This window comes from Polaromonas aquatica (genome assembly GCF_050626995.1).
In the GTDB taxonomy this organism is placed as follows: Bacteria; Pseudomonadota; Gammaproteobacteria; order Burkholderiales; family Burkholderiaceae_C; genus Polaromonas; species Polaromonas aquatica_A.
The window spans coordinates 405,975-418,613 of the sequence record NZ_CP192467.1; the positions used below are offsets into that span (position 1 = coordinate 405,975).

At 62.3% G+C, this 12,639-nt stretch carries 11 protein-coding genes; 3 read left to right on the forward strand and 8 right to left on the reverse strand.

Annotated elements, in window-relative coordinates; all coding sequences use genetic code 11:
• Nucleotides 1-6: 6 nt before the first annotated feature.
• The 3 genes from ACQ4MS_RS01985 to ACQ4MS_RS01995 are packed head-to-tail and all read right to left on the reverse strand — an operon-like array spanning nt 7 to nt 5,452.
• Nucleotides 7-3,240 (reverse strand): efflux RND transporter permease subunit, encoded by a 3,234-nt coding sequence (locus ACQ4MS_RS01985; RefSeq protein WP_431097389.1) that lies wholly within the window; start codon nt 3,238-3,240, stop codon nt 7-9.
• A gap of 35 nt (nt 3,241-3,275) precedes the next feature.
• Nucleotides 3,276-4,514, reverse strand: a complete 1,239-nt coding sequence (locus ACQ4MS_RS01990; RefSeq protein ID WP_431097390.1) for an efflux RND transporter periplasmic adaptor subunit — start codon at nt 4,512-4,514, stop codon at nt 3,276-3,278.
• A 53-nt stretch (nt 4,515-4,567) separates the two neighbouring features.
• Nucleotides 4,568-5,452 carry an alpha/beta hydrolase gene (locus tag ACQ4MS_RS01995; RefSeq protein ID WP_431097392.1) on the reverse strand — a complete coding sequence of 295 codons (885 nt, stop codon included), beginning with the start codon at nt 5,450-5,452 and terminating at the stop codon, nt 4,568-4,570.
• A 459-nt stretch (nt 5,453-5,911) separates the two neighbouring features.
• Between ACQ4MS_RS01995 and ACQ4MS_RS02000 the strand changes: the two genes are divergently transcribed.
• Together ACQ4MS_RS02000 and ACQ4MS_RS02005 are read left to right on the forward strand one after the other, a co-directional pair.
• Complete coding sequence (locus ACQ4MS_RS02000; protein ID WP_431097394.1) at nt 5,912-6,874, forward strand: LysR substrate-binding domain-containing protein; 963 nt, start codon at nt 5,912-5,914, stop codon at nt 6,872-6,874.
• Nucleotides 6,875-7,074: 200 nt separating this feature from the next.
• Complete coding sequence (locus tag ACQ4MS_RS02005) at nt 7,075-7,278, forward strand: hypothetical protein (RefSeq protein WP_431097396.1); 204 nt, start codon at nt 7,075-7,077, stop codon at nt 7,276-7,278.
• A 9-nt stretch (nt 7,279-7,287) separates the two neighbouring features.
• Here ACQ4MS_RS02005 and ACQ4MS_RS02010 read toward each other — a convergent pair whose 3' ends face one another.
• Both ACQ4MS_RS02010 and ACQ4MS_RS02015 read right to left on the reverse strand, forming a co-directional pair.
• The gene (locus ACQ4MS_RS02010) at nt 7,288-8,229 is read right to left on the reverse strand and encodes a DUF808 domain-containing protein (RefSeq protein ID WP_431097398.1); all 942 of its coding nucleotides are present in this window, start codon (nt 8,227-8,229) and stop codon (nt 7,288-7,290) included.
• A gap of 161 nt (nt 8,230-8,390) precedes the next feature.
• On the reverse strand, nt 8,391-8,726 hold the full coding sequence (locus ACQ4MS_RS02015) for a DUF883 family protein (protein WP_431097400.1): 336 nt from the start codon (nt 8,724-8,726) through the stop codon (nt 8,391-8,393).
• Between the two features lie 301 nt (nt 8,727-9,027).
• On the opposite strand from ACQ4MS_RS02015, the gene ACQ4MS_RS02020 reads away from it, so the two are divergent.
• Nucleotides 9,028-9,207 (forward strand): hypothetical protein, encoded by a 180-nt coding sequence (locus tag ACQ4MS_RS02020; RefSeq protein ID WP_431097402.1) that lies wholly within the window; start codon nt 9,028-9,030, stop codon nt 9,205-9,207.
• Nucleotides 9,208-9,317: 110 nt separating this feature from the next.
• On the opposite strand, the gene ACQ4MS_RS02025 is transcribed toward ACQ4MS_RS02020, so the two are convergent.
• From ACQ4MS_RS02025 to katG, 3 genes are all read right to left on the reverse strand, one after another.
• A complete protein-coding gene (locus ACQ4MS_RS02025) occupies nt 9,318-9,818 on the reverse strand; it encodes a GNAT family N-acetyltransferase (RefSeq protein WP_431097404.1) in 501 nt (166 codons plus the stop codon).
• Nucleotides 9,815-10,201 (reverse strand): carboxymuconolactone decarboxylase family protein, encoded by a 387-nt coding sequence (locus ACQ4MS_RS02030; protein ID WP_431097406.1) that lies wholly within the window; start codon nt 10,199-10,201, stop codon nt 9,815-9,817. The genes ACQ4MS_RS02025 and ACQ4MS_RS02030 overlap by 4 nt, the downstream gene beginning before the upstream one ends.
• A gap of 103 nt (nt 10,202-10,304) precedes the next feature.
• Entirely contained in the window at nt 10,305-12,515 is a 2,211-nt protein-coding gene (gene katG, locus ACQ4MS_RS02035) for a catalase/peroxidase HPI (protein ID WP_431097408.1), read from the reverse strand.
• Between the last annotated feature and the right edge of the window lie 124 nt (nt 12,516-12,639).

The following is a 12,639-nucleotide window of genomic DNA, read 5'->3' on the forward strand; positions in this document are numbered from 1 at the left end:
TTGTTGTTATTCGTGAAGCTTGAGGGGCGCTGCGGGTTGTGCGTGCGTTCCTGCACCACCGGCGCCTGCAAAGGCCTCGATGTGCGGCACTTCACCGTGCAGCTTGAGCGGGCGGTTGCCCGTGAGGGCACGCAGCGTGACATAGAACACCGGCGTGAGGAAGAGACCGAAAGCCGTCACACCAATCATTCCCGAGAACACGGCCACACCCATGGCGTGGCGCATTTCGGCACCGGCACCGGAGGACAGCACCAGGGGCAGCACGCCCATGATGAAAGCCAGCGAAGTCATCAGGATGGGGCGCAGACGCAGGCGGCTCGCTTCAATCGCGGCCTGCAGCGGCGTGCGCCCGGCAAACTCCAGCTCGCGTGCAAACTCCACAATCAAAATGGCGTTCTTCGCCGACAGCCCCACCAGCACGATCAAGCCGATCTGCGTGAAGATGTTGTTGTCGCCGCCGGTCAGCTTCACGCCCAGCATGGCGGCCAGCAGGCCCATGGGAACGATCAGCACAATGGCGATCGGCAGGGTCAGGCTTTCATACTGCGCGGCGAGCACCAGGAAGACCAGCAGCAGCGCCAGCGGGAACACCCACATGGCCGAATTGCCGGCAATGATTTCCTGGTACGTGAGGTCGGTCCACTCGTAGCTGATGCCGGGCGGCAGCGTCTCGGCCGCAATGCGGGCGACCGCATCCTGCGCCTGGCCCGACGAATAACCGGGTGCGGCGCCGCCGTTGATGTCGGCCGACAGGAAGCCGTTGTAGCGCATGGCACGTTCGGGGCCAAAGCTCGGCGTGACTTTCATCAGCGCCGACAGCGGCACCATTTCACCTGTGGCCGAGCGTACCTTCAAGAGGCCGATGTCCTCAGCGCGCGCGCGGTAAGGTGCATCAGCCTGCACCCGCACGGAATACGTGCGGCCGAACTTGTTGAAGTCGTTGGCGTACAGGCTCCCCAGGTAGATCTGCATGGTGTCGAACACGTCAGTCACCGGTACGCCGAGCTGGCGCGCCTTGGTGCGGTCGATGTCGGCATACAGCTGCGGCACGTTGACCTGGAAGCTCGAGAACATGCCGGCCAGCTCGGGCGTCTGGTACGCCTTGGCCATGAAGGCCTTTGTTGCGGCGTCCAGCGCGGCATAACCGAGCGAGCCGCGGTCTTCCAGCTGCAGCTTGAAGCCGCCGGTGGTGCCTAAACCTTGCACCGGAGGCGGCGGGAACATCGCAATGAACGCCTCCTGGATGCCGCCGAACTTGCCGTTGAGCTGGCCGGCGATGGCGCCTGCGCTCAGGTCGGCGGTGGTGCGCTGGTCAAACGGCTTGAGCGAAAGAAACACAATGCCCGAATTGGAGCTGTTGGTAAAGCCGTTGATCGACAGGCCGGGGAAAGCAATCGCGTGTTCCACGCCGGGTTGTTTCATGGCGATGTCGCTGATCTTGCGGATCACGTCTTCAGTACGGTCCAGCGTGGCGCCGTCGGGCAACTGGGCAAAACCGATCAGGTATTGCTTGTCCTGTCCGGGTACAAATCCGCTGGGCACTGCCTTGAAGAGGCCGGCCGTGGCCAGCACCAGCACCAGGTACACACCCAGCATGATGGCCTTGCGCGAGATCGCACCCTTCACACCACGGCTGTAGTTTTCGGAACCGCGGCTGAACAGGCGGTTAAAGCCCGCGAAGAAGCGGCCGAACACCTTGTCCATGCCGCGGGTCAGCGCGTCTTTCGGTGCGTCATGGCTCTTGAGCAGCAAGGCGGCGAGCGCCGGCGACAGGGTCAGCGAGTTGATAGCGGAGATCACGGTCGAGATCGCGATGGTCAGCGCAAACTGCTTGTAGAACTGCCCCGAGAGGCCGGTGATGAAAGCCAGCGGCACAAACACGGCGATCAGCACCAGCGCAATGGCGATGATGGGCCCCGACACCTCTCGCATGGCGCGGTAAGTGGCGTCGCGCGGACTCAGTCCCGCCTCGATGTTGCGTTCGACGTTCTCCACCACCACGATGGCGTCGTCCACCACAATGCCGATGGCCAGCACCAGCCCGAACAGGCTGAGCGCGTTGATCGAAAAGCCGAACAGGTGCATCACCGCAAACGTGCCGATGACGGAAATAGGCACAGCCAGCAATGGGATGATGGAAGCACGCCACGTCTGCAGGAAGATGATCACGACCAGCACGACCAGTGCCACGGCTTCGAGCAACGTGTGCACCACGGCCTCGATGGACGAGCGCACAAACTGCGTGGTGTCATAGACGATTTCGTAGTCCACGCCTTCAGGCATGCTCTTTTTCAGGTCCTTCATCACGGCCTGCACGTCGTCGGAGATCTGGATGGCGTTGGAGCCCGGTGCGGCAAACACCGGCACGGCCACAGCCTGCTTGTTGTCCAGCAGCGAGCGCAGGGCGTAGTCAGAAGCACCGAGCTCCAGGCGCGAGATGTCGCGCAGGCGCGTCACGGCGCCGCCCTTGTCGGTCTTGACGATGATGTCGCCGAACTCTTCTTCGCTTTGCAAGCGCCCTTGGGCATTGATGGACAGTTGCATGTCCACGCCGGGCAGGCCGGGGGATGCGCCCACGACGCCGGCGGCGGCCTGGATGTTCTGCTCGCGAATGGCGCGCACCACGTCGCCGGCGGACAAGCCGCGTTCGGCCACTTTTTGCGGATCAAGCCAGACGCGCATCGAATAGTCGCCCGAGCCGAACAGCTGCACCTGGCCCACGCCGTTGATACGCGCGAGGCGGTCCTTGACATTAAGCACCGCGTAATTGCGCAGGTAGGTCATGTCGTAGCGGTCATTGGGGGAGAGCAAATGCACCACCATCGTGAGGTCGGGTGAGCTCTTGATGGTGGTGATGCCGAGGCGGCGCACTTCTTCGGGCAGGCGCGGTTCGGCTTGCGAGACGCGGTTTTGCACGAGTTGCTGCGCCTTGTCGGGATCAGTGCCCAGCTTGAAGGTGACGTTCAGCGTCATGATGCCGTCGGTCGTGGCCTGGCTGCTCATGTAGAGCATGCCGTCCACGCCGTTGATGGATTCCTCCAGCGGCGTGGCGACGGTTTCGGCAATCACCTTGGGATTGGCGCCGGGGTAGTTGGCGCGCACCACCACGGTAGGCGGCACGACGTCCGGGTATTCGGCGATCGGCAGCGAGCGCAGCGCGATCAGTCCGGCAATGAACATCAGCAGCGACAGCACGCCGGCAAAGATCGGCCTGTCAATAAAAAATTTGGAAAGATTCATGGCAATTCTTCTGGTTCAAATGTCAGGGGCCAGGCTTATGACTTGGCCGCGACCTGGACGGGCTTGGCGGTGAGTTCCGACTTGGCGGTCATCTCGACCGGCTGCGGTGTGATCAGCGCACCGGGACGGATGCGCTGCAGGCCGTTGACGACGATGCGTTCGTTGGCAGCCAGGCCGCTTTTGACGACACGCAGGCCATCGACCGAAGCGCCCAGCGTGACTTCGCGGTACATCGCCTTGTTGTCGGCGCCCACCACCAGCACAAACTTCTTGTTCTGGTCGGTGCCGACGGCGCGTTCGTTGATCAGCAATGCCTTGCCTTTGGTGGCCTGGCCCATGCGGATGCGCGCGAACTGGCCGGGAATCAGCTGGCCGTCCTTGTTGTCGAAGACAGCGCGTGCGCGCACGGTGCCGCTTCGGGCGTCCACCTGGTTGTCGACCAGTTGCAGCTTGCCTTCAAACGGCGTGTCGGCGCTGGCGGCGGTGCCCATCTGCACCGGAATGCGGTCCAGGTTACGGCCACCCGCGATGCCGGGATTGGTACCTTGCACGTCCTTGAGCGCCTTGAGCACGACTTGCTCGTCGGCATCGAAACTCGCATAAATCGGGCTCACGGACACCAGCGTGGTCAGCACAGGTGCGCCCGGGCCTGCGGCCACCAGGTTGCCCACCGTCACCTCAAGCTTGCCGACGCGCCCGGCCACCGGCGCGCGGACCTGCGAATACCCCAGGCTCAGCTGCGCCGTTTGAAGCGCTGCCTGCGCGGCGCGCAGGTTGGCCTCGGCCTCACCCTTGCCGTTGGTGCGCTCGTCAAATTCGCGTTTGGAAATGGCCTGCTCGCCCCACAGCCGCTGTGAACGCTCATGCTCACCCTTGGCCTGGGCCACACGGGCCTGCGCTGCGGCTACCTGGGCTTCAGCGCGTGCCACCTCGGCGGCATACGGCGCCGGGTCAATCGTCAGCAGCAGGTCGCCCTTTTTGACCAGCGCGCCTTCACGGAAATGCACGGCCTGGATGGTGCCGGCCACGCGCGAGCGGATATCCACGCGCTCGACGGCCTCCAGCCGGCCTGAAAACTCGTCCCAGGCGGATACGTCACTTTGCACGACGGTGGCAACGGATACGGGGGTTGCCTGTGGGTCGGCGGGTGCGCCTGATTGAGCACGGGTGCCCGATACGCCAAAGATGACGGCGGTCACGCCTGTCAACGCCAGCACGGCCACGACGGTTGCCAGCAGACGGCGCTTGTTGGTTTGCAGATGAATCGATGACATGTGAACTTCCTCAAAAAAAGAAAAAAAGAACTGTGAAACTCAGAAACGGGTGGTCAGGAATGGGCGACGGGTGCAGCCCGGGCGGCCAGCGCTTCCGCGAAAAAGCGGGTGTACTGTTCGTGCAAGATGGGCGCCCAGGCGGTCTTGTAGTCGCAAGGCTGCAGATAACTGCAGGGCCAGCCGGTAGGCACCGGCAATACGGTGTCGTGTGCCACCAGGCCTGCGGCGCGCAGTCGCGCCGCATAGGCCAGGGTTTCATCGCGCAGCGGATCGTCCTGCGCGGTGATGAGTAGCGTGGGAGAAAGGCCAGTCAGGCGAAACGCCGCGCCTGGTGCGGCATAGGGATGGCTTGCGTCTTCAGCGCGAGGCAGGTACTTGTGCCAGCCATCGGCCCAAGTGCAACCTACGGGACCGGCCTCGGCGTCGCGCAGCGACGCGGTGGCAAGGCACGGGTCCAGCATAGGCGACATCAAAATCTGGCCTGCCAGTGCCGGCTCGTGCTGGTCGCGCGCCATCAGCGCCACCGCGGCGGCGATATTGCCGCCGGCCTCCTCGCCCGCTACAAAAACCGGGGCACCGGCGCCGGCCAGTTTGTGGCGAGCCTTGGCGGCCCAGACCAGCGCGGCATAACCTATTTCGACAGCATTGGGGAAAGGGTGCTCGGGTGCCAGCGGGTAATCCAGTGACATCACCACTGCGCCAGCCTGAGCCAGCAGCCCGGCTACGCAGGAGCCACCTTCCAGGGATCCGCCCACAAACGCGCCGGCATGGAAATGCACTACCAGGGGAGAAACGCCCGTGCTGCCGCGGCGGCCGTAAAAGCGCACGTCCAGCGGCTTTTTCAGTGCCAGCTGGATCTGCTTTTCCACCCAGGGGGGAGCGGTTTTGTCGGCGCCTGCGGGGACGGGCTGTGGGCTGTTCATCATGGCGAGCCGCACGCGGCTCCTCTTTGTTGCGATGCAGCAGAAGATACGCGCGGCAAGCCGCTTAATAAATAGCCGTTTTGTTTATACTTTATTTCACCAGTGCAACAATGAGGGGTGGCAAACCGCTCTCTCCTCTGAAAATCACGCTGCCCCATGAATCCTCCCATGACCATACGAGCGCGGAGTTTCATCCTTTCCTCCGTGGCAAGGTCAACCGGGAGTGGACAATTCCGGAAAATTTTCAGGGCTATTTCGCATTCGGCACCTGAACCGGCTGGGATGGTCACAATCGCCCCTCGCTGTCTTGCCGATGGGCTTTTGCCGGGAGGTGTCCTCTACCCGGTAACCGCCCTCCTCTTTTCATCCCTTCCTAAAGCCGATCCGTCTTCCTTTTTCCGTGCCGGTCGGTTGTTTACCCGTCCCGCCAGGCAAACCGCACGCTGACGGCCTTTACCAGAACAGGACTCTTTCATGGATAAATTTTCCGCAATGCAGGCCTTTGTACGGGTAGTGGAGGCAGGCACCTTCACCAAAGCGGCGGACTCAATGGGCATGCCCAAGCCTACGGTGACACGCCTGATCCAGACACTGGAACAATCGCTGGAGACCAAACTGCTGAACCGCACCACGCGCAAGGTTACGGTGACAGCCGACGGCGCTGCCTATTACGAGCGCGCCGGCCGCCTTCTGGGTGAAATGGAAGAACTGGAGTCGAGCATGTCACGTGCCAAGGCAAGCCCGCGGGGCAGGCTCAAGGTGGACATCCCCTCCTCCCTTGGTCTGGCGGTGGTGATCCCGGCCCTGCCGGACTTTTATGCGCGCTACCCGGACATCCAGCTGGAGCTTGGCGTGAGCGACCGGCCGATCGACATTCTTGCCGAAAATGTGGACTGCGTGATCCGCGGCGGCGAGATCACTGACCAGTCACTGGTTGCGCGACGCATCGGCGAGTTTTACCTGATGTCCTGCGCTTCGCCTGCATATCTGAAGCGCCACGGTGTGCCCGAACACCCGCGCGAACTGGAGCAATCGCACAAGCTGATCCGCTATTTTTCGCCCCGTGACGGCAAGCTCTACACCGTCACGCTGCACAAGGATGGAGAGAAGGTGGAACTCGATGGCTATCACCAGCTGTCGGTCAATGATTCGAATGCGGGTGTGGCGGCGGCGCTGGCCGGTCTGGGCATCCTGCAGACACTTACTTTCCTGGTGCAGCACCACATCAGCAGCGGCGCACTTGAGCCCTTGTTCAACGGCTGGTGCTCTGAAGCCAAGCCCATCCATGTGGTCTACCCGCCCAACCGCCACCTGAGCAACAAGGTGCGTGTGTTTGTCGACTGGATCGCCGACCTGTTCGCCAAGCATGACCTGATACAGCGCAAGAGCACCTTGCGGGTAACGGCGGCAAGCAGCGCACGAGCCGAGCAGGTGTAACGCACGAGCGCCCTCTCCCGGGCTTTCCTACACCCTGCGTCATCACCAGCCTACATCGCATGGCAGCGTGGAGGATTAAGGTTATTCCTGTACGGCGTTTGTGGAGTTTGTGGAGTTTGCCCTTTGCGTTGCATGGTTGCACACAGCCACACACGCTCCGCCTCCCGCCCCATGCCACCTTTCCTGCGAAAGAACCACCGATGCCAAGACTTAAAGCACCCGCGCCCGATGCAGAAAGCCGAAAGGCTCTGGAGCAGCGCGCGCGGGAGGCGACCATGCCTGCCAAGCCCCGGGAAAAAGCCCGTTGGCCATTTCCCGTCACCGATGATCAGCCCTCCAGCAAGGCCGAGGACAACAGTGAAGACCCAGGCAAACCCACGCGTCCTGCAAAAGCCGGCAGTTAGATCGACCGTCTAGCGGCGCGGCACCGCCCGCTTGATCAGCGTAACGGCCAGCAGCACCAGCGCGCCGGCAACCAGTCCGGTGATGGCATCCATCAATAGCGGCGTGAAAGCTCCCAGCACGCCGCCCACACCGCCTACCGCCGCTGCCTGCTGCGTGAGCGTTTCAATGACGTGGTGCAGCGGCGCAAAGCCGTGCGTGAGGATGCCGCCGCCCACCAGGAACATTGCGATGGTGCCCGCTACCGACAGGCCCTTCATGAGCCACGGCGCGGCCCACAGAATGGCCTGTCCGACGCTTCGCTGCAGGCGCTGCCCGGTGCCCGTGCCGGCGCGGCGGCTCAAATAAAGCCCGCCGTCGTCCAGTTTGACGATGCCGGCCACCAGGCCGTAGACCCCCACCGTCATGAGCAGGGCGATGCCGCAGAGCACCGCGACCTGCGTCCCAAAGGGGCTGGCTTGCACGGTACCCAGCGTGATCGCGATGATCTCGGCCGACAGGATGAAATCGGTGCGCACCGCGCCCTTGATCTTGTCTTTCTCCAGCGCCACCAGGTCCACAGCGGGATTGACCAGCGCAGCCGTCAGCGCCTCGTGTTCGGCAGCCTGTTCGCTCTCGCTGTGCATGAACTTGTGCACCAGCTTTTCGAACCCTTCGTAACAGAGGAAAGCACCACCCACCATCAGCAACGGCGTCACCGCCCATGGCGCGAACGCGCTGATGGCCAGCGCCGCCGGCACCAGGATGGCTTTGTTGATGAAGGAACCTTTCGCCACAGCCCAGACAACGGGTAGCTCGCGCTCCGCCTTGACACCGGATACCTGCTGGGCATTGAGCGCCAGGTCATCACCCAGCACACCGGCGGTTTTTTTGGCCGCTACCTTGGAAAGCAGGGCAACGTCGTCGAGGACGGTGGCGATATCGTCAATCAATGCAAGCAGACTGCTGGCCATAAAGAAGTTCCGTGTGACGGCGCAAGGCCGGAATGTTTGTAGAAAAGAATGACAACGCGGGCTAGGGCTGGCGGCCTACTGTACCCAATTCAGCGGCACCCGGATTCAGCGCAGCAAAAAGCCGCCCGCAGGCGGCTTTGGCAAAGTGCGGACGCAAGCGCTCAACGCGCCGTCAACCGCCCAAAGATGAACCCCAAGGCGAGGGCTGCGCCCACGGCCTCCAAAGGATTTTCCTGGACCCACGATTTCGAAACACCCAGAGCCCGTGCCGGTGCCTCGCTCACCCGGCGGGTCTGGTCCGCAAAACGGTCCGCCACGCTGCTGGCTCCGCTGGCCAGCTTGTCGACGCTTTCGTGGGCTACGGAAGACACCCGGTCCACCGCGCTCCGCGCCGGGTCAGCCACCTTGTCAATGCCGCTGTGAAGCGCTGCTTCGGCGGATTGGACGCCGTGCTGGATGGGGTTGTCGGTCCCGGGAGATGCTGTGGTTTTGTCCATGATGCTTCTTTCAAAAAAATTCCGCACAATCAAAATACCTGACCACCCCAGCGGCGTCGGGGCCGAGGGGCGCATTCGGGTTTGATGACTCTAAACAGCGGCAGGCGAGTACCCTGTGCGCAGCCATACATGCAATGTGTAGGACAAGAGAGTGTTTATGCGGGCGCGTGTTTGTCGGCCCGCTCTGACAGGAAAAGAGCCACTTGGCTTGCCGGTCAGGACGAATGCGCCCGCATCATTCATCCTGAAGCCGTAACGCTTTTGCGTTTTGTTAATACGCTTAAACCCAAGGAGAAGCAAGATGCCCAGGACCGGACGACCCGCCCTCAAAACCGGCGCCGCCGACAACGGCCAGCCACGCAACGGCCCACCTGAGGAGGGTTTGGATGAAGACGATGCACTGGAATTGCCGGTAGAGCCCGACGAAGGAATGCCGCTAATCCCAGATGACGATGAGCGTGTGGTGAATGTGCCGTCTTGAGATTGCCCGAGCTCTGCTGAGAGCTGCCTTCAAGCGAATTCAATCCATCCGCTATTAATTAAATAGCAGGTTGCGCTCATCCCTTTTGGGCTCAGAAGCAAATACCTCTCTTAACCCAGCGTCTTGAACATCACAAACGCATCCACCAACCCCAACCGCTGGTGGCGAAAAGCCCCGGGCAAAGTAGCCACCACTTCAAACCCCAGCTTTTTCCAGAGCCTCACCGCCCGCTCATTCGTCGACACCACGAGATTGAACTGCATCGCCAGAAAACCCATGGTTATTGCTTCGCGCTGTGAGTGCTCGCACATGGCGGAGGCCAGTCCCTGGCCTTGCGCTTCGGGGGCCACCACGTAACCACAGTTGCAGACATGCGAGCCCAGGCCGGGCTGGTTGGGTTTGATGAAATAGGTTCCAAGCACACGTCCGTCGTCCGTGCCACCTTCACGCACGACATAAGTGGCCCGCGGCGCCTCCATCCAGGCCGCATGAATTTCGGCTTCGGTGCTTTGTGGCGAAAAAGCGTAGGTATCGCCCGTTTCAAAGGTCGCGCGCAGCAAGGGCCACACGGCCGGCCAGTCGGTTTCTTCGCAGAGGCGGATCACCGTCATGATGTGGAAGCATCCACGACTTCAGCCGCCGTCCTGAAAGCCTCTACGGCGGCGGGCAAGCCGCAGTAAATGCTGGCGTGCAGCAACACCTCCTGCAATTGCTCCGGCGTCACGCCGTTGTTGAGTGCGCCGCGCACATGACCTTTAAGTTCATGTTGTTTGCCCAGGGCGGTCAGCATGGCCACGGTGACCAGGCTGCGCGTTTTGAGGTCGAGTCCCGGCCGCTGCCATACATCGCCCCAGGCATTGCGGGTGATGAAGTGCTGGATCGGCAGGGAAAAATCAGTGGCCTTGTCGAAGGCGTTGGCCACAAAGTCCTCACCCATCACCTGCTTGCGGGTGGCGAGGCCTTTGTCGAAATCCTTGTCTGTGGGCTGCTTCATGGAGGCTCCTAAAAGACGAAGCGTAATAGAAAGGAAAAAAGCCCGCTCCGGTTTTCGCCGGAGCGGGCTTGGCCTCCATCAGGGCCTGTGAGGGTCTGCCTGATCAGGCAAGGTCATAGCGATCCAGGTTCATCACCTTGTTCCAGGCGGCCACAAAGTCACGCACGAAGACCTGCTGCGAATCGCTGCACGCATAAACTTCTGCAAGGGCCCGCAGCTGGGAGTTCGACCCGAAGACCAGATCGGCCACCGTACCCGTCCACTTGAGCTCGCCCGTCTTGCGGTCACGCCCCTCCAGCACACCCTCACTGGCGGCAGATTTCTGCCACTTCGTGCGCATGTCCAGCAGGTTTACAAAAAAGTCGTTGCTCAATGTCCCGGGTCGCTTGGTGAAAATGCCGTGCCTGGCCTGCCCGACGTTGGCATTCAGGGCGCGCATACCGCCAAGCAGCACGGTCATCTCGGGAGCGCTCAGCGTCATCAGGTTCGCGCGATCCACCAGCTGCTCCGCCGCCCGCTGGTCTTGGCCTTTGCGGGTGTAGTTACGAAAACCATCCGCGGCAGGCTCGAGAACGGCGAACGATTCCACGTCAGTCTGCTCCTGCGAAGCGTCCGTACGGCCCGCCGAGAACGGCACCTTCACGTCATGACCCGCCTTCTTGGCGGCGGCCTCGACGGCCGCACAGCCGCCAAGAACGATCAGGTCCGCCAGCGAGACCTTCTTGCGGCCAGGCTGCGCACCATTGAATTCACCCTGGATTGCTTCCAGCACTTTCAGAACCTTCGCCAGTTCCGCCGGCTGATTGACTTCCCAATCCTTTTGCGGCGCAAGACGGATGCGCGCACCGTTCGCGCCGCCGCGCTTGTCGCTGCCACGGAAGGTTGATGCAGATGCCCATGCCGTTGTGACAAGCTGCGAAATGGAAAGCTCAGAGGCCAGGATCCTGGCTTTGAGGCCGGCAATATCCTGCTCATCGATCAGCGGATGGTCGATGGCGGGAACCGGATCCTGCCAGATCAGCGCTTCCTTCGGCACCAGCGGGCCCAGGTAGCGCGCGGCCGGACCCATGTCGCGGTGCGTCAGCTTGTACCAGGCGCGTGCGAAGGCATCCGCGAATTCCTGCGGGTTGGCCATGAAACGCCGCGAGATCTTTTCATAGGCCGGGTCCATGCGCAGGGCCATGTCGGCCGTGGTCATCATCGGGGCATGGCGCAGCGCGGGATCATGGGCATCCGGCACGGTGCTTGCGGCTGCCGGATCCTTCGGCGTCCACTGGTGCGCGCCGGCCGGGCTTTTCGTCAGCTCCCACTCATAGCCGAACAGGTTCTCGAAATAGCCGTTATCCCACCTGGTCGGGTTCTTGGTCCAGGCCCCTTCGATACCGCTGGTAATCGTATGGACGCCATGGCCGCCGCCGAACTTGTTGACCCAGCCGAAGCCCTGGTCCTCGATGCTGCCGCCCTCGGGCTCGGGGCCGACATGCTCACCCGGATTGGCAGCACCATGGGATTTTCCGAAAGTGTGCCCGCCGGCGGTCAGCGCAACGGTTTCCTCGTCGTTCATGGCCATGCGGGCAAAGGTCTCGCGGATGTCGCGTGCCGAGGCCAGCGGGTCCGGCTTGCCGCTCGGGCCTTCGGGGTTCACGTAGATCAGGCCCATCTGGACTGCGCCGAGAGGATTTTCGAGCTCGCGGTCGCCGCTGTAACGCTTGTCGCCCATCCATTCGGACTCGGGTCCCCAGTAAATTTCTTCCGGCTCCCAGACGTCGGGACGCCCGCCGGCAAAACCGAAAGTCTTCAATCCCATCGACTCCATGGCCACGGTGCCGGCCAGGACCATCAGGTCGGCCCAGGAGATTTTCCGGCCGTACTTCTGCTTGACCGGCCACAAGAGGCGCCGCGCCTTGTCGAGGTTTCCGTTGTCGGGCCAGCTGTTCAGCGGCGCGAAGCGCTGCGTTCCGGAGCCCGCGCCGCCGCGGCCGTCGGCGATGCGGTAAGTGCCCGCGCTGTGCCAGGCCATGCGGATGAAGAATGGGCCGTAGTGGCCGTAGTCCGCTGGCCACCAGTCCTGCGAGTCCGTCATCAGCGCATGGAGGTCCTTGACGACGGCATGCAGGTCCAGGGTCTTGAATTCCTCGGCATAGTTGAATGCCAGGCCCATGGGATCGGACAGCGGGGAATTCTGGTGAAGAATCTTGAGGTTGAGCTGATTGGGCCACCAGGCGGCATTCGTTGCGACGCCAGCCAGTGCGTGTTTGCGGGCGCCGCCCGAGAATGGGCAGGAGGCTTCGCCTTGCGTGTTGTGATCAGCCATGATGTGGTTTACCTTTGATGAATAAGTGGTGCCGTGTAAGGGCTTGGAGGGCTTGGAGGGCTTGGAGGCCTGGACTTGCCAGGCTCTTGGCCTGTGAAGCACAGTCTAGGTTTCACGGCAAAAT

Bases quoted from the DNA above. Each gene is read 5' to 3' on its own strand.
- ACQ4MS_RS01985 (WP_431097389.1), bottom strand. From the start codon at position 3,240: ATGAATCTTTCCAAATTTTTTATTGACAGGCCGATCTTTGCCGGCGTG.
- ACQ4MS_RS01990 (WP_431097390.1), bottom strand. From the start codon at position 4,514: ATGTCATCGATTCATCTGCAAACCAACAAGCGCCGTCTGCTGGCAACC.
- ACQ4MS_RS02000 (WP_431097394.1), top strand. From the start codon at position 5,912: ATGGATAAATTTTCCGCAATGCAGGCCTTTGTACGGGTAGTGGAGGCA.
- ACQ4MS_RS02005 (WP_431097396.1), top strand. From the start codon at position 7,075: ATGCCAAGACTTAAAGCACCCGCGCCCGATGCAGAAAGCCGAAAGGCT.
- ACQ4MS_RS02010 (WP_431097398.1), bottom strand. From the start codon at position 8,229: ATGGCCAGCAGTCTGCTTGCATTGATTGACGATATCGCCACCGTCCTC.
- ACQ4MS_RS02015 (WP_431097400.1), bottom strand. From the start codon at position 8,726: ATGGACAAAACCACAGCATCTCCCGGGACCGACAACCCCATCCAGCAC.
- ACQ4MS_RS02020 (WP_431097402.1), top strand. From the start codon at position 9,028: ATGCCCAGGACCGGACGACCCGCCCTCAAAACCGGCGCCGCCGACAAC.
- ACQ4MS_RS02025 (WP_431097404.1), bottom strand. From the start codon at position 9,818: ATGACGGTGATCCGCCTCTGCGAAGAAACCGACTGGCCGGCCGTGTGG.
- ACQ4MS_RS02030 (WP_431097406.1), bottom strand. From the start codon at position 10,201: ATGAAGCAGCCCACAGACAAGGATTTCGACAAAGGCCTCGCCACCCGC.
- katG (WP_431097408.1), bottom strand. From the start codon at position 12,515: ATGGCTGATCACAACACGCAAGGCGAAGCCTCCTGCCCATTCTCGGGC.